Source organism: Vibrio casei, assembly GCF_002218025.2.
GTDB lineage: Bacteria > Pseudomonadota > Gammaproteobacteria > Enterobacterales > Vibrionaceae > Vibrio > Vibrio casei.
In genome coordinates this window covers 170,796-186,193 of the sequence record NZ_AP018680.1, presented here as the reverse complement: position 1 = coordinate 186,193, position 15,398 = coordinate 170,796, and the positions used below count along the sequence as shown (strand labels likewise).

General features: G+C 41.6%; 15 protein-coding genes. 3 read left to right on the top strand and 12 right to left on the bottom strand.

The window, feature by feature from the left end:
• Positions 1–37: 37 nt before the first annotated feature.
• The 12 genes from VCASEI_RS00860 to gspC all read right to left on the bottom strand — a co-directional run bounded on the left by VCASEI_RS00860 (position 38) and on the right by gspC (position 11,749).
• Positions 38–796 carry a type II secretion system protein N gene (locus VCASEI_RS00860; RefSeq protein WP_162620993.1) on the bottom strand — a complete coding sequence of 253 codons (759 nt, stop codon included), beginning with the start codon at positions 794–796 and terminating at the stop codon, positions 38–40.
• Between the two features lie 4 nt (positions 797–800).
• On the bottom strand, positions 801–1,310 hold the full coding sequence (locus VCASEI_RS00855; RefSeq protein WP_226983318.1) for a type II secretion system protein M: 510 nt from the start codon (positions 1,308–1,310) through the stop codon (positions 801–803).
• Positions 1,307–2,713: a type II secretion system protein GspL gene (gene gspL / locus VCASEI_RS00850; protein ID WP_162620992.1), complete on the bottom strand. Its 1,407-nt coding sequence runs from the start codon at positions 2,711–2,713 to the stop codon at positions 1,307–1,309. The genes VCASEI_RS00855 and gspL overlap by 4 nt, the downstream gene beginning before the upstream one ends.
• Positions 2,679–3,737: a type II secretion system minor pseudopilin GspK gene (gene gspK / locus VCASEI_RS00845; RefSeq protein ID WP_086962294.1), complete on the bottom strand. Its 1,059-nt coding sequence runs from the start codon at positions 3,735–3,737 to the stop codon at positions 2,679–2,681. Before gspK ends, gspL begins: the two co-directional genes overlap by 35 nt.
• Positions 3,734–4,408 (bottom strand): type II secretion system minor pseudopilin GspJ, encoded by a 675-nt coding sequence (gene gspJ / locus VCASEI_RS00840; protein ID WP_086962295.1) that lies wholly within the window; start codon positions 4,406–4,408, stop codon positions 3,734–3,736. The genes gspK and gspJ overlap by 4 nt, the downstream gene beginning before the upstream one ends.
• Complete coding sequence (gene gspI, locus VCASEI_RS00835; protein WP_086962297.1) at positions 4,395–4,763, bottom strand: type II secretion system minor pseudopilin GspI; 369 nt, start codon at positions 4,761–4,763, stop codon at positions 4,395–4,397. Before gspI ends, gspJ begins: the two co-directional genes overlap by 14 nt.
• A complete protein-coding gene (gspH, locus tag VCASEI_RS00830) occupies positions 4,756–5,325 on the bottom strand; it encodes a type II secretion system minor pseudopilin GspH (RefSeq protein ID WP_086962299.1) in 570 nt (189 codons plus the stop codon). Before gspH ends, gspI begins: the two co-directional genes overlap by 8 nt.
• 156 nt (positions 5,326–5,481) lie before the next feature.
• Positions 5,482–5,931 carry a type II secretion system major pseudopilin GspG gene (gene gspG / locus VCASEI_RS00825; protein WP_086962459.1) on the bottom strand — a complete coding sequence of 150 codons (450 nt, stop codon included), beginning with the start codon at positions 5,929–5,931 and terminating at the stop codon, positions 5,482–5,484.
• 83 nt (positions 5,932–6,014) lie between these two features.
• On the bottom strand, positions 6,015–7,238 hold the full coding sequence (gspF, locus tag VCASEI_RS00820) for a type II secretion system inner membrane protein GspF (protein ID WP_086962301.1): 1,224 nt from the start codon (positions 7,236–7,238) through the stop codon (positions 6,015–6,017).
• 3 nt (positions 7,239–7,241) lie between these two features.
• Positions 7,242–8,741 carry a type II secretion system ATPase GspE gene (gspE, locus tag VCASEI_RS00815; protein WP_089111214.1) on the bottom strand — a complete coding sequence of 500 codons (1,500 nt, stop codon included), beginning with the start codon at positions 8,739–8,741 and terminating at the stop codon, positions 7,242–7,244.
• A gap of 26 nt (positions 8,742–8,767) precedes the next feature.
• Entirely contained in the window at positions 8,768–10,747 is a 1,980-nt protein-coding gene (gspD, locus tag VCASEI_RS00810) for a type II secretion system secretin GspD (RefSeq protein WP_086962463.1), read from the bottom strand.
• A gap of 99 nt (positions 10,748–10,846) precedes the next feature.
• Positions 10,847–11,749, bottom strand: coding sequence for a type II secretion system protein GspC (gspC, locus tag VCASEI_RS00805; protein WP_089111205.1), 903 nt, complete (start codon positions 11,747–11,749; stop codon positions 10,847–10,849).
• Between the two features lie 355 nt (positions 11,750–12,104).
• Between gspC and hslR the strand changes: the two genes are divergently transcribed.
• The 3 genes from hslR to pckA all read left to right on the top strand — a co-directional run bounded on the left by hslR (position 12,105) and on the right by pckA (position 15,295).
• Positions 12,105–12,494, top strand: coding sequence for a ribosome-associated heat shock protein Hsp15 (gene hslR, locus VCASEI_RS00800; protein WP_086962305.1), 390 nt, complete (start codon positions 12,105–12,107; stop codon positions 12,492–12,494).
• A 21-nt stretch (positions 12,495–12,515) separates the two neighbouring features.
• Positions 12,516–13,382 carry an Hsp33 family molecular chaperone HslO gene (hslO, locus tag VCASEI_RS00795; protein WP_089111204.1) on the top strand — a complete coding sequence of 289 codons (867 nt, stop codon included), beginning with the start codon at positions 12,516–12,518 and terminating at the stop codon, positions 13,380–13,382.
• A 281-nt stretch (positions 13,383–13,663) separates the two neighbouring features.
• On the top strand, positions 13,664–15,295 hold the full coding sequence (gene pckA / locus VCASEI_RS00790) for a phosphoenolpyruvate carboxykinase (ATP) (RefSeq protein ID WP_089111203.1): 1,632 nt from the start codon (positions 13,664–13,666) through the stop codon (positions 15,293–15,295).
• The last annotated feature ends 103 nt before the right edge of the window (positions 15,296–15,398 follow it).

Sequence of the window (15,398 nt, the reverse complement as noted above, 5' to 3'; positions counted from 1 at the left end):
CTCCTTTAGCCAATAAACAAAGTAGGCTAAGTTGTGATTATAACTTGCCAGCATACGTGAATGGGTAGCGACCTTGAGTATCAGGGTTTCCTAACCAGTTAAGCTGTTTTGACATTGAAGAAGGAAATTGTGATCCTGGTTTAAACCAAGCCTCTAATTTATAACGAGACAAAGTGTTCAGGTTCACTTTAAATTCACTGCTCACCTGTTCATTATCTTGTTTGCCATCTAAATCAATAATTTGATTGTTACAGGTCAAACTTGCAATAACTGGTCCCGGCTCTAATTGACCAATTGGTGAGATAATTTGAGCGCCTGTCCAAGCCACATTACCTTTAGCTTGTTGGCACCACGGTTGCGCATAGTGGAGGTCATTGAGTGATAATTCTAGCTGTCCTTTTAATTCAACTGGCACATGCATTGGAACCCACTTAACCACTTCATTTATTGGCAAAGAAACCAAGGTGTTTCTGGCGTACACCCCCGAAAAACCGATACCGACATAGCCTTTACCGTTGATCTTAATCCCACTTCCTCGTCCAAACCGGACATTATATTCCGCTTTACCCGTGAATATTTGACTTGGTTGAAATACCCAATATATTGAACCTAATGATTGACGCTCAGCCGTTAATTGTTGAATGCTACCATTCCAAATCGTACCACTGATTCCCTGAGCTTCAATACCCGATGGCTTCGAAATATAGCTATAAACCCAAGCGGCGGGCACGTTAGCAATAAGGCTCGCTACCAATATCACGACAAATACAATGACGTACAACATCTTCCCTTTCACGTCATTATCCTCGCTTAAACTGTAGTCGATTCACTTCCACAACCCCTTGCTTCTCAGCACGGTTAATATCTAAAAATAACACTTGAAGCCCGTAATTATCTCTCAATTCCGCTAACCAGTTAACTAACGTATTAAAAGGCAAAGGTTGAATCCACACTTGCAACATGTCATCTCTTGGTTGCATCCGAATCAATTCAATATCAAAACGAGAGGCAGTAGAAGACACCACTTGATTAATTGGCATACTTCGCTGGGAACCACGCACTCCATTTTTAGCCCTTAACGTGACGATGTTGTCAGCCGAGGTGGTAACCCACTGCAATAATTGTCTTTCACTGTTCAAGCGCAATTTTGCTTGTTCAGTGCGTTCAGCCAATGGCTGAAAAATGCCCCAATAAACAAAACCGACAATAAACAGGCCTAGGCCTGCAGAAACTAATCGTCGCTCTCGGGTAGAAATACTTTGCCACCAATGCGTTAACGGAGCGATTGATGCGGCAATTTTTTCCTTCATGCCTTACTCCTAATGACATAAGTACCTTGTACTACATCTCCATTTTTATTCAATTGTCCCTGATCAACCGAAAACTCCTTCGCTAGCTCTGTGCGTAATCGCTCAAATGATTGGAAATCATTACTTTGGGCATTAATACGAACTTCACTACGATTGGCATCAAACTGAACACTTTGAACCGTGACCGCTTTAACTTGTTTCAATGCCGCTGGCAGCTTCGCCATCCACCCCAAAACTGACGCAGAACTTCCTCCAGAACCAGACAATATATTTTCTTCATCTTGCATTGAGCGCTTTAAATAGCTCACAGTTGGAATGCGTTGCTTATCTGGAAAAACAGAACGGAAAACACGTTCACTTTCAACTCGATAAGCGTGAGTTTGCGCTTCAATTTTATGAACGATAATGGTTCGTTGAATCAACAGAATCACCACAAAAACACAAGCTGCAATCACCACTTTTTGCCAAACACGCCAATGTTTAAACCATGAAGACTGCGCTTTAAACATACCACTTAACAAATTACTTTTGGAATCAATTGCCCCTTGCGACAACGTGACCATCATCATCTCTGTTGGCGCAAGTATCCATTGACCAGGTAATTTTTCATGGTTATCTGGCAAATGGCTATAACTGCAAATAGTAATCACCGATTCATCCATATCCGTCGCTGTCACCTTTTCAGGTAAAGATCGAGATACTTTTTCTTTATCGCTAGCAAGATCATCAATTTCATCATCATTCTGCAAACGCTCAATCAAAGCCTCTTCATCTGTCGTGGGTTCACTTTGAGCCAATTCGATGTTGTCTTTAATAACATCTTCAAAATGTAATGCATCGCCATCTGGGGCTAACCAACCTGATTGCAAAAACAAGTCAAGCCATGCTTCATCAACGGCTGCACCTTTCACTTCACCTTGGCGGAACAACCATTGCCCATCACAGTGCAAAGCACTGACTTGGCCTTCACGTTGAGGTAGAGCTAAGCAATCTGGAAGCACTTTTTTTAATTCCATGCCCGCCTGCTTAAAAGCGTCCGCCCATTGCGCAAGCCGCTTTCTTTCAATCGTCGCGATAGTGGCTTGATCACCTTGCTTTTTTAATACGCTAAAATGCATTCGTTCAATATCTTGAGTCAGCTCATCTTCCATTAAAAAAGGCAACATCGCATTGAGCTGTCGAGCAGCCCCTGAAGGTATCGTAATATGAGTCAGTAGTACTTCACTGCTCGGCAATAAGCCAATTACCACACGTTGGTGACTATAAGGCTCTAATTCATCTAAATGATCACGATTGACTAGCTCACCTGAGGCGATAACATCCTTAAGATTATTCGACCAGACTAACCAAGGTATTGGTTCACTTGGATTACTGCTCAGTTTTATTGTCAGAAACTCGTTCACTGATCCCTCCGAAGCGACGACGTATGATTTCGGTCGTTTTCTTATCTGAACTGTATATTAGGCTTCTTAACCTAACTCTTGAATCTTCTACTTTAATTTGTGCATCCAACTCAAAGTATTGGCTGGTTACGGTTAAAAATGGACTTGCTTGGCTTTTTATATCAGGTGAAATCGTATTAATTTGTGACTGATTCAAAAAAGTATCCACATCTTTCCAGCCATCTTGTGGCCGATTTTCCAATACATTCACTGCATCATTTAAGCTCAATGCTGGTTGAAATAACCCGGTTAACAATAACGCTTGTTCCGGTTGAAGCGTATTAATATTAATCAATAAATCGGTCGTTGGAATAGCACACGCTATTTTATTAAGCACCTTCATTGCCGGGCCAGAAACTTGGTTGACCGCACGGAGTTCTGAATGATCAGCGATCATCGTATTCGGTGCATCATAAGGAGGTTTAAATCCTTCATACGTTGCACTTTCTACTCCACTTTGAGTCATCACCTGATCATCGCTATCCACAAATTCTTTAATCGAATCAGCAATTACTTCAGATTGATAATTATCTATCCCTTCTTCTTGTAAAATATACGCTAAGACTTTCAATAAATATGGCCTCTGACCATTATTATTGGTATTGGGCAAACTGGCTAAGGCGTTAACATTAAAACAGGCCTGTTTATCATGAATACTGCCAATTGCTTCACCATTATCTAAAGGGTAATTCGTGTCTTTTAATGCCCAAACTTGGCTCAAGTTGATATTGTCATTATTTTCTTTATAGGTTTCTTCTATACCGACTTGCGCCAATGCTTCTACTCCCATGCTATACCAATACGCTTGCTGATGATTCAACAAGTTACTGGCACGATAAAACTGAGTAGACATTCTTTCTGTCATGGTTGCCGCGATGCCAACTAATACAGCAACCAGCAATAACACAAAGATCAACGCCACACCTTTTTGCCGTGACGGTAGGGTCTGCATAGAACCTGAGTAATTCGCTCTCACGCGGCTCATTGCTCGTCACCGTCATTATTGCTATTACCCGATGCCGCGCCACCTGCGGTTAAGTACACTCGAATTAACTTACCGTAATCTTGTAGCGTAAACGTCACTTCAACCGCTTTAGGAAGTTGACTAGGCTGTTTCCATTCGTCTTGCCAAACACTGCCATCGTAAAAACGAAAGGCGATATCATCCACTTGAGTTAAGATTGATTTATACAATGGCTCTTGCCCCGCTGGAGTATCAGGATAACGCCACCACACACGCTCTAAGTTACCTTGTACAACCCGATAACCCACTTTAACAATCTCCCCCCTTGGAAAAGATTGTTGCGGGTTAAGCCAACCTAAACGAGTAAATAAAATTCCATTCGACTCAGAATCCAATAAATACTCATCTTCAAAAAGGTAATTCTTACTGGCTTGCTCGCCATTTACGCGAAATTGCCTTGCTGCCATTTGGCGAAAATCACTGTCCATAATGATCATCGCTCGTTGAATATCTTGCAAACGTTGTGTTTTTTCTGCCGACTGTTGGTTACTACGCTGAACTTGGTTAACCACCTGATAAGCCGCGAGACTTAAGCTAGCAAACACCATAATCGCCACCAGCACTTCGATTAAAGTGAAGCCCAATAAACGCTGATAAGCATTTTGATTGAGTGTTTTTTTACGGCTTAACATAGGTTCTCACCGTCATTAGCGTCTTTTTTCGTTCAGGGTCAGTGGCAACCGTTACATCTACCGCTTTAATTAAGTCGCTCCCGGTTTTTATTGGCGTCGCACTCCAATACCATTTTCGACCCGCAAATTCTTCAATCCCTTTTTTGCTCGAATTAAATGAACTGTCTAAATGCACCATGGCCAATTGATTATCAACCACCATACTGGCAAAGGTTTTCTCCTCCAAATAGGTCAAAGTATTAATGTGCTGAGTCACCGCACGAATAATACTTAACGCTGCTGTTGCGAAAATAGCCAAAGCAATCAGCACTTCAAGGAGAGTCATCCCACGTACCCGATGAGTGGACTTATTCATTCTCCTCTCCTGGCGCAAGCAGTTGAATAATCCCAGCTTCTGTTACATTTACTCGCCAACGATTCTCTAATGACTGTTGGTTGTCCGATAAAAATGACACTTCAAATGGCGTCACTTCACCACTAGACAACACATAAACTTGAGGTGGTTTAGGTTTTTTCTCTTCATCTTCAAATCTATCTTCGTAAAAGTCTTCCTGCTTAAATAAACGATCACTGTCCGACCACGCATCACCGCCTAATTCAAAGCTTAAAGTGACGTCATCGCCCATGCTGGTTTCAGTAAAATATTTACTCTCTTTTACTGGCTGCCAGCCCTCTTGTTTCAATTGCATATAATGGTACGTCGATTTCTTTTCATCTAAACGTACTCCGTAATCCTGCCCATTCAAAATGGCATCATCACTCAACAATTGCAGCCGCTGAAAAAAACGGGAGGCTTGCTCTTTCGCTTGGTCATTTTGACTTTGAGGTAAAGTTTGCACTACCGCTAAGGCACCAAGAGACATCAGTACTACCACCAGCAATATTTCTAACAAAGTAAAACCAGCCTGACGTTGCATCAAATTCCTTAGCTCAAACTCATATCAATAAAATGGATACTATTCACACCTAGGTAGAACAGTTAATTCTCTATAAGAAGGCGAAATAGTTATCCATTTCATAATAACTATACATTTCATAGTAACTACCCATCTCATAAAGATGTACATTCTCAATTATTGAAAGTCTTGAATGTTCCAGTTACCAATGTCTTTTTGTGCACCATCATCACCACCTTCTTGACCATCGGAGCCCAAAGTGAAAACATCAACCGTTCCGTGATCGCCAGGACTTAGGTATTGATAATTGCCCCCCCATGGGTCTTTAGGTAATCGCTTAATGTAGCCGCCATCACGATAATTACGAGGCTCAGGGCTGCCTGTTGGTTTACTTACTAACGCATCTAAACCTTGATCCGTAGTAGGATAAACACTGTTATCCAACTTATACATATCCAATGCATTTTCTAATGCCACAATATCGGTAACGGCTTTTTGTTGATCGGCCTTTTCTTTGTTGCCTAAAAGGTTTGGCACCACAAAACTGGCTAAAATGCCAAGAATCACCACCACCACCATCACTTCAAGCAAGGTAAAACCCTTTTGTTTGCTTGTGATTGGCTTCATTACTGCTCTCATGTTTATCTCCTATTGAAATCTTGTGTTGTTATTCGGTGTGAGATCGCTTCTTGTTTTGTCTGCTTCTCTCTCTACTTTTGCGTCACTAAATTATTCAATTCTAAAATCGGCATTAGGGTCGCCGTTACGATAAACAAGACAATGCCTGCCATCGCAACAATCAATAAAGGCTCAAAGATGCCTAATGCCATATTCACTAATGACTCAAAATCACGATCTTGGTTATCTGCCGCGCGGATCAACATCGGCTCTAACTCACCACTTTGTTCACCACTGGCAATCATATGCAACATCATCGGTGGAAATAATCCCGTATGTTCTAATGATTTTCGCAAACTTGTACCTTCACGTACTTTTTCAGCTGCATCTAAAATTTGAGATTTAAAATATTGATTACTTATCACATCGGCAGCAACCTTCATACCATCTAATAAGGGAATCGCACTAGAGGAACAAATGGCTAAAGTGCGAGCAAAGCGAGAAGTATTTAACCCTTTGGCCACTTTACCGATAACAGGAAGGCCGAGAACCCGCCGATCCCATTTCAAGCGAAAATCTGGTTTTTTAAGAGCCATTTTTAACCCCACAATAACCACAACAACCGCCACCAATAAGGCAATGCCCCAATCTTGAACAAAGTTACTGGCGATTAATAAGAATTGAGTAGAAAGCGGTAAGCTTTGCCCCATTTGAACAAATTGGTCAACGATTTTAGGTACAACGGCAGCCAATAAAAAGGCCACCACACTAATAGCAATTAGCGTTAACATGGTTGGATAAATCAGAGCTTGCTGTAATTTGGAACGCATTTTTTGGCGATTTTCAGCGTAATCAGCCAAACGATCTAAAATAGCATCAAGGTGACCCGATTTTTCGCCCGCGGCCACCATGGCACAAAATAGATCATCAAACACCACCGGAAAATCGGCCATACTGTCGGATAAAGTATACCCTTCCACCACCCGAGAACGAATGCTGACCAACATATTGCGAATTTGAGGTTTATCGGATTGCTCGGCAACCGCACGAATGCATTCTTCAAGTGGCATTCCCGCTTGTACCAGTGTAGAAAGTTGGCGGGTAATTAAAGCTAATTCATTGGTGCTGATACCGCGCTGAAAACTGAAACCACGGTTTTTGGCATTCTGCGCTTTAGCTTTGGTTTCGATCACTTCAGTTGGCATCAATCCCTTTTCTTTCAGGCGTTGACGTACCTGACGAGCATTATCACCTTCTAAAATTCCTTTTTTCTGCTTACCTTTCGCATCCAGTGCTTTATATTCAAACGCGGCCATGAATTACACTTCCTTAGTGACGCGCAGTACTTCTTCTAACGTCGTAATACCAAGACGAACTTTGGCCAGACCATCGTCACGAATACTTGGCGTTTTATCTCGAATCGCTTTTTCTATCGCTTGTTCACCGGCTTCGGAATGGATTAGCTCTTGCGTGGTATCATCAATCATCAATAATTCGTGGATACCCGTTCTGCCTCGATAACCTTTGTGATTGCAATTCTCGCAACCCTGCGGTTTATAAAGTTCGAGATCATCACTTTTCTTTAATCCAAACAATTTCTTCTGTTGCTTATCCGCTTGATAAGGCACCTTGCAATGTGGACATAGCGTTCTTACCAAACGTTGCGCGAGCACTCCAAGTAAAGACGATGAAATTAAGAAAGGTTCAATGCCCATATCTCTTAAACGAGTAATGGCGCCAATCGCAGTATTGGTGTGAAGTGTCGACATCACTAAGTGCCCGGTTAATGAGGCTTGCACCCCTATTTGAGCCGTTTCCAGATCTCGAATTTCCCCAACCATCACGACATCTGGGTCTTGACGCAAAATCGCGCGTAATCCACGAGCAAAAGTCATATCGACTTTCGGGTTTACTTGAGTTTGTCCTATTCCATCAATATCAAATTCAATCGGATCTTCAACGGTTAAAATATTGCGCTCGGTGCTGTTTAATTCTTGTAAGCCTGCGTACAACGTCGTGGATTTACCGGAACCTGTTGGGCCTGTTACTAATATAATGCCATGTGGCCTTGCAATTAAATGACGAAACGATTCATGATTTTTCGCCGTCATACCAAGGCTATGCAAATCCAAACGGGTGGCATTTTTATCCAGCAGACGCATCACCACTCGTTCACCATGTGACGATGGCATGGTTGAAACACGAACATCAACGGCTCGGCCGCCAATACGTAATGAAATCCGGCCATCTTGTGGTACACGTTTTTCAGCAATATCAAGCTTAGCCATAACTTTGACACGAGACACCAAAATAGGCGCTAATTTACGGCTTGGCGATAACACTTCACGTAGCACTCCATCCACTCGAAAACGAATCGACAAAACTTTTTCAAACGTTTCAATATGAATATCCGACGCCCCTTCTTTGATCGCTTCACCCAACATGGCATTGATCAGCTTGATAATAGGAGCATCGTCTTCTGACTCTAGTAAGTCTTCATTTTCTGGCAGCTCTTCAGCTAACGAGAAAAAATCATCGTCTGCGCCAATATCTTCCATCAGCTGGCGCGCTTCAGAAGAATCGCGCTGATAAGCTTCGGTGAGTTTATTTTCAAACTGATTTGCATCAAGACGCTGCGGCGTAAAACCCTGTCCAAGTGCACGGCGAATTTCCAGCATCACTTGCGAAGGCAATTCCCCAGAATAATACAAAATGGCTTGCTGATTGAAGCCATAATCCAACACTACTTTATGTCGCTTGGCAAAAGCAAACGGAAGACGAAATGCCGGTCGTTCAGAGGTTTCCTGAGCCGTTAACATTAGCGATTCATCCATCACTTGGCTCATTACTTCTCATCCTTCAATTGATCAAGGAAAGCTTGAATTTCAGCAGGCTGGCGAGCCTGATTACCAAATTTAGGAAGCACAGGCGTTTCTGCATTAGGCAAAAGCTTTAACCCTTTTTGAGCACGGTATAATTGTTCTGCTCGTATGTAGTTATATTTACGGCGAGACAAACCATCAAGCGCCATTCCATCACGAATAATCGTCGGCTTGATAAATACCATTAAGTTCTTTTTCTCTTTGGTGGTGCTAGTGTAAGAGAAAAGAGCACCTAGATAAGGAATATCCCCCAGTAATGGTATTTTAGACACACTTTCTTGAGCGCGATCATCAATCAAACCACCCAATACAATCATTTGTCCATCTTGAACCATAACCGAGGTATTGATTTGACGCTTAGCAAAACGAACATCCACCGCCCCATTGGGCCCTAGAACATTTGACACTTCTTGTTCTATCTGCATCTGAATGGAATCGCCCTCATTAATTTGTGGCGTCACTTTGAGCTTAATACCCACTTCTTTACGATCAACAGTTTGGAATGGATTTGAATTATCAGAGCTTGCCGTTGAACCCGTCACCACTGGCACTTCTTCACCTACAATAAAGGATGCTTCACTGTTATCGAGTACCGTGATGCTTGGAGAAGACAGAATATTTGAATTGGTGTCGGTCGCAACGGCACTGATCAATGCTGTCCAATCACCTTTCACAATACTCAGCGCAGCACCATTTACCCCACTTAACGCAGAAGCTAAGGTCGAATAATCCCCAGCCGTATCTGGATTGATAGTGGTATTACCATTAGAGTCGATAATGGTTGAACCTTTCACGGTTTCCGCTTCTTTAATCCCCACCGCGACTTGACCAATTTGGGCGTTTGCATTGGAATATTGCACCATACTACCCGTTTCTAAGTTCGCGTATTGAGCACCCAACTCAATACCTTCACCTTCAGAAAGTTCAACAATCAACGCTTCGATTAATACTTGTGCACGACGAATATCAAGCTGACCGATCACATCTTCCAATGCTTTCATAATGTCAGGCGGTGCTGTTAATACCAAAGCATTGGTTCCTGGGTCGGCCGTAATTAACACTTTCGTTTTACTGTTCGAACCCGCTCCTGATTTCGCATCTTTTTCAGCTTGCAAATTTTCAGATACTCCTGAGAGTACTTTCACCAAGTCTTCTGCTTTGGCATAACGTAAATAAATAACTCGATTATTGCCTTTCGTTGCCATTTCGACATCAAGCTGACTAATGAGTTTTTTCAAACGTTGACGAACTTTAGGATCACCAGAAATTAAAATGGAATTCGTACGCTCATCAGCCACCAATTTAGGTTGGAGCAATTCTGGCGTATTTTTAGCATCCGCACTTTTACTTAACGCGTCGACTATTCTGACCATTTCAGTAGCTGAAGCATTATTTAACTCCACGACTTCCACTTCTTTATCGCCGGCTTGGTCAACTCGTTTAATAATTTCGGCTAAACGGTTTACAACCGATGCTCGACCCGTTAATAAAATGATATTAGCAGGATCATAATGCACAACATTACCCGCACCCGCATTATCGTTAAGTTGACGTAATATTGGAGACAGCTCTCGAACCGACACATTTTTAACCGCAACAACTCGAGTGATAACGGCATCGCCCGATATCGTAGAATCATTACCAACCACAGGAATGGCCGAGGTTTTCGCATCTTTATCTTTGATTACTTTAAGAATACCGTTGTCCATTTGCACAACCGCATACCCATAGACTTCAAGCACATTGAGGAAAAATTTATAATATTGCTCTTCGTTCAATACATCATAACTGCGCACATCAATTTTACCGCGCACCGTTGGATCGACAATAATCGTTTTTTGAAGATTTCGACCAACAATATTAATGAACTCTTGAATATCAGTACCTTTAAAGCTTGCACTAAACTCTTCTGCAGAGGCAGAAAGCGACACAAAACTTGTCATTAATATCAGTGAGATTTTACTCAACCACTTTTTCACACATTGCTCCTGCTCACCATTATTGGTGATGTTGCTATCCTAATAAACGAATAACGATTCGCTTTAAAACTGAATATAAATATCATGAGTTTGGCCATCCCTCTCAACCGTTAGGTTCCATTCACTAAGACTAACGGCATCTTTCCATAAAGAGGCCATTTGAGAAGGATCGGTTAAATCCTTACCATTTAAAACCGTCGCAATATCACCATCTTTAAGCCCAACTTGATCAAACAATTCCCTTTGGCTACCAGGACGCACTCGATAACCTTTCAGCTTACCTTCCTCCATGACTTGAGAAAGGCGAATATATTGAAATATTTTCTGTGGATCACTGGCAATTTCTTCACGAATAACCGTTAAATTATCTTCTTGCGCGATAGGAGGCTGGTTATTTTTTTCAGGGATAGTTTGTGGGGTTTTATTATAATCAATTCCTTGCAGCATCAATGTTTCATCTCGCCCTTGATTTCTAATGATGACGCGATCAACAAAGACCGCTTTCAGGGTCACTCGTGTATTTTCTATCGTTTCATCAATCCCATAAGTCGCTTGTTTTCCTTGATTGGCAATGATCGCTAGGCTCAATTGTTCATTACTACTAGAAACCGCCCCAACCAGCGTTAAATTCAATCGAGTTTGAGGCGCATCTTGAACCACTGCTTCTTTTTTGGGCGCTTGAGTCTGGGTATATACACCAAAAAGATTCGCATTTAATAAAGGAGATATATTAGACGTTTGAGAAATGGCGGTTGATCGCGAGGAAACGACAGGAGCAGACCATTGCCCAATTAAGGAAGTTGGTGTCAAAAACACCCATATTAATACGCCTATCACCCAGGCAATAAGCGCGATAAAAACCAGCGTCAACAAACGACTGATTTGCGCTTGATACAACACAAATTGACGTCCTAAATGGGCGAGTTGGCCTCTTATATTTTCCTTTGAGACCATTATTGACGACATTTTAAAATAGACTCCATTCTTACTATTTATACCTTTCAGTATTTAAATTATTCAAATCCTTTCGCTTTATACGATAACCTTAACGGTTAAAACGCTGACAGCCAAATTAAATCATACTTTGATGTGGATAATATCAACATTTTCACACAGCTAGCACATTTCACCTCGAAATGCCGTTCCATCCCAGATTGGTACACTGACTAATGCAAACATAAGCACCAAATGAACATAATATCCCGACTTTATGACTTCTTTTCTATTTCACCTTGAATTTTTTATTCCTCATCACCATTTTACATTCACTACAAGACGTAATGCGACGTCATCTGTAAACCCTTTGAGGCTATATCTCAGAATGAGTTCACAAACTTTATCCGTACGGTTAGATAAATGGCTCTGGGCGGCTCGATTTTACAAGACCCGCTCTGTCGCTCGAAACATGGTTGATGGTGGCAAAGTTCACTATAATGATCAACGTACCAAACCAAGCAAAATTGTCGAGATTGGTGCCGTTGTTCGAGTGCGTCAAGGCAAAGAAGAAAAAACCGTTGTTATTGAAAAAATATCAGAGCAGCGTCGTGGAGCACCTGAAGCACAAATGCTTTATCGTGAAACGGACGATAGCTTGGCTAAACGTGAAGAAAATGCACAAAAACATAAACTCAATGCGTTATACAGTCCAAGCCCAGATCGACGCCCTGATAAAAAACAACGTCGTAATCTCATTAAATTTAAACATCAATAATCGCTGGGAGTTCCTTTACTAATGGCAAATAACCTTTTGCATCGCTATTTATTTCAAGATTTGTCGGTTCGTGGCGAATTAGTTCAACTTGACACGGCTTTCCAACAAATCATTGCCAATCAAGATTATCCTCAGCCACTTCAAAGCATTTTAGGGGAATTATTGGTTGCAACCAGCCTGTTAACCGCAACATTAAAGTTTGAGGGTTCAATCACTCTGCAACTTCAAGGAGATGGCCCAGTATCTTTGGTCGTCATTAATGGCGATCACGAACAAAAAATGCGTGGCGTTGCACGTTGGGAAGGCAATATTGCCTCTGATGCGTCTTTGCATGATCTCATTGGTAAAGGCCATTTAGTGATCACGATTTCCCCAAAACAAGGTGAACGATATCAAGGTGTAGTGGGCTTAGAAGGCAATACCCTTTCTGAAATTATTGAAGGGTATTTTGAACGTTCAGAGCAACTTAAAACTCGCCTTTGGTTCCGCACAGGCGAATACCAAGGAAAAGCACACGCTGCGGGCATGTTGTTACAAGTGATACCAGATGGTACAGGTTCAGAAGGTGACTTTGAGCACTTAGAAAAGCTAACCGAAACCATCAAAAATGAAGAACTATTTTCACTTGAAGCCAACGATGTACTGTACCGCCTATATAACCAAGAAAAAGTTCAACTGTTTGATCCTCAAGAAGTTGAGTTTTTCTGTGGTTGTTCTCGTGAACGCAGTGCTGGAGCAATTGCAACGGTCGCCAAAGAAGAGCTAGATGATATTCTCAGTGCAGAAGGCCAAGTCGCCCTGCATTGTGATTACTGTGGTACGACTTATTCTTTTGATACTGGTGAAGTTGCTCAGATCCTTAAAGCGGCGAAGAACAGCCTTCATTAATTCATTGTATACAATAAGTAACGTAATACATTGATAAAAGCCGTGTAAAAGCGGCTTTTTCATTTCTAATACATTTAAAATACTCACTTTTTTGCCTTTTCTTTATAACTTATTTTATTACAGATAATAATAAGACTGCTCTTGATCACAACTTTTTCTATTTCTTTCTTTGCTAAGATAAAGTTGTATACACCATCATAAAACCATACATATAAAGTGGTTATAGTGTATCTCATATAAAACGTATAAATATCCTACAAATTTCCTATTAAGGAGTCCCTATGACCGTTACGGAGACAGCCACCAAAATGGCAGCGCAGTTAGATTTAACCCCTTATGGTATTAACAATGCCAGTGAGATCATCCGAAACCCAAGCTATGAACTTCTATTTACAGAAGAAACGAAACCAGAATTAACAGGTTACGAAAAAGGCATCGTCACAGAGTTAGGTGCCGTTTCAGTCGATACAGGCATTTTTACTGGGCGCTCACCAAAAGATAAATACATTGTTAAAGATGCCGTCACCCAAGATACACTTTGGTGGTCTGATCAGGGAAAAAATGATAACAAACCGATCACGAAAGAAGTCTGGCAAGATCTAAAATCATTAGTCACAAAACAGCTTTCTGGAAAACGCGTTTTTGTCGTCGACTGTTTCTGTGGTGCGAACCCAGAGTCTCGCTTACAAGTTCGCGTGATCACCGAAGTCGCTTGGCAGGCACATTTTGTAAAAAACATGTTCATCCGACCAACTGATGAAGAACTAAAAACCTTCACACCTGATTTCGTCGTGATGAATGGGGCAAAAACCACCAATCCTAATTGGCAAGATCAAGGCTTGAACTCTGAGAATTTTGTTGCCTTCAATTTAACCGAACGTGTTCAAATCATTGGGGGCACTTGGTACGGCGGCGAAATGAAAAAAGGCATGTTCGCAATGATGAACTACCTATTACCATTACAAGGCATAGCCTCAATGCATTGCTCTGCTAACGTAGGCGAAAAAGGCGATGTTGCCATCTTCTTCGGCTTATCAGGCACAGGTAAAACAACCCTGTCAACCGATCCTAAGCGCCAACTAATTGGTGATGATGAACACGGTTGGGATGATGATGGTGTCTTTAACTTTGAAGGTGGTTGTTACGCCAAAACCATTAAATTATCCAAAGAAGCAGAACCGGATATTTATCATGCGATACGCCGTGATGCTCTACTAGAAAATGTCTCAGTCACTCAAGATGGCATCATTGATTTTGATGACGGTTCAAAAACTGAAAATACACGTGTGTCTTACCCTATTTACCACATTGATAATATCGTTAAGCCCGTATCTAAAGCTGGCCATGCTCAAAAAGTTATCTTTTTAACCGCCGATGCCTTTGGAGTACTCCCTCCGATCTCTAAATTGACACCAGAGCAAACCAAATACCATTTTCTATCCGGTTTTACGGCCAAATTAGCGGGGACAGAGCGAGGCATTACTGAACCAACTCCAACCTTCTCGGCCGCTTTTGGTGCTGCGTTTTTAACATTACATCCAACACAATACGCCGAAGTATTAGTAAAACGCATGAAAGCCTCTGGTGCTGAAGCTTACTTGGTCAATACGGGTTGGAATGGCAGTGGTAAACGTATTTCAATCCAAGATACTCGCGGTATTATTGACGCTATTTTAGATGGTTCAATTGACCAAGCAGAAACAAAAGTGATTCCAACATTCAATTTGGAAGTACCTACATCACTGCCAAATGTTGATCCGTCGATTCTTGATCCAAGGGATACCTACGCTACAACAGATGAATGGCAAACTAAAGCCGATGAATTGGCCGCATTGTTTATTAAAAACTTTGCTCAATACACCGACAATGATGAAGGGAAATCTTTGGTAAGTGCTGGGCCACAGCTGCCTTAAACATTAATTAAGCTATTCATAAATAAACGGGAAGCCACAAGGCTTCTCGTTTTTTATTCGCTTATGCTATTTTCAATCAAGATTATCAAGCTGACTTTTCTTA

Coding starts and splice junctions, on each gene's coding strand:
- gspK (WP_086962294.1), bottom strand. CDS start 3,737: ATGAGCCGCGTGAGAGCGAATTACTCAGGTTCTATGCAGACCCTACCG.
- gspE (WP_089111214.1), bottom strand. CDS start 8,741: ATGTTAACGGCTCAGGAAACCTCTGAACGACCGGCATTTCGTCTTCCG.
- gspC (WP_089111205.1), bottom strand. CDS start 11,749: ATGTCGTCAATAATGGTCTCAAAGGAAAATATAAGAGGCCAACTCGCC.
- hslO (WP_089111204.1), top strand. CDS start 12,516: ATGGCAAATAACCTTTTGCATCGCTATTTATTTCAAGATTTGTCGGTT.
- pckA (WP_089111203.1), top strand. CDS start 13,664: ATGACCGTTACGGAGACAGCCACCAAAATGGCAGCGCAGTTAGATTTA.
- hslR (WP_086962305.1), top strand. CDS start 12,105: ATGAGTTCACAAACTTTATCCGTACGGTTAGATAAATGGCTCTGGGCG.
- gspD (WP_086962463.1), bottom strand. CDS start 10,747: ATGACAAGTTTTGTGTCGCTTTCTGCCTCTGCAGAAGAGTTTAGTGCA.
- VCASEI_RS00855 (WP_226983318.1), bottom strand. CDS start 1,310: ATGAAGGAAAAAATTGCCGCATCAATCGCTCCGTTAACGCATTGGTGG.
- gspF (WP_086962301.1), bottom strand. CDS start 7,238: ATGGCCGCGTTTGAATATAAAGCACTGGATGCGAAAGGTAAGCAGAAA.
- gspG (WP_086962459.1), bottom strand. CDS start 5,931: ATGAAGCCAATCACAAGCAAACAAAAGGGTTTTACCTTGCTTGAAGTG.
- gspI (WP_086962297.1), bottom strand. CDS start 4,763: ATGAATAAGTCCACTCATCGGGTACGTGGGATGACTCTCCTTGAAGTG.
- gspH (WP_086962299.1), bottom strand. CDS start 5,325: ATGCAACGTCAGGCTGGTTTTACTTTGTTAGAAATATTGCTGGTGGTA.
- gspJ (WP_086962295.1), bottom strand. CDS start 4,408: ATGTTAAGCCGTAAAAAAACACTCAATCAAAATGCTTATCAGCGTTTA.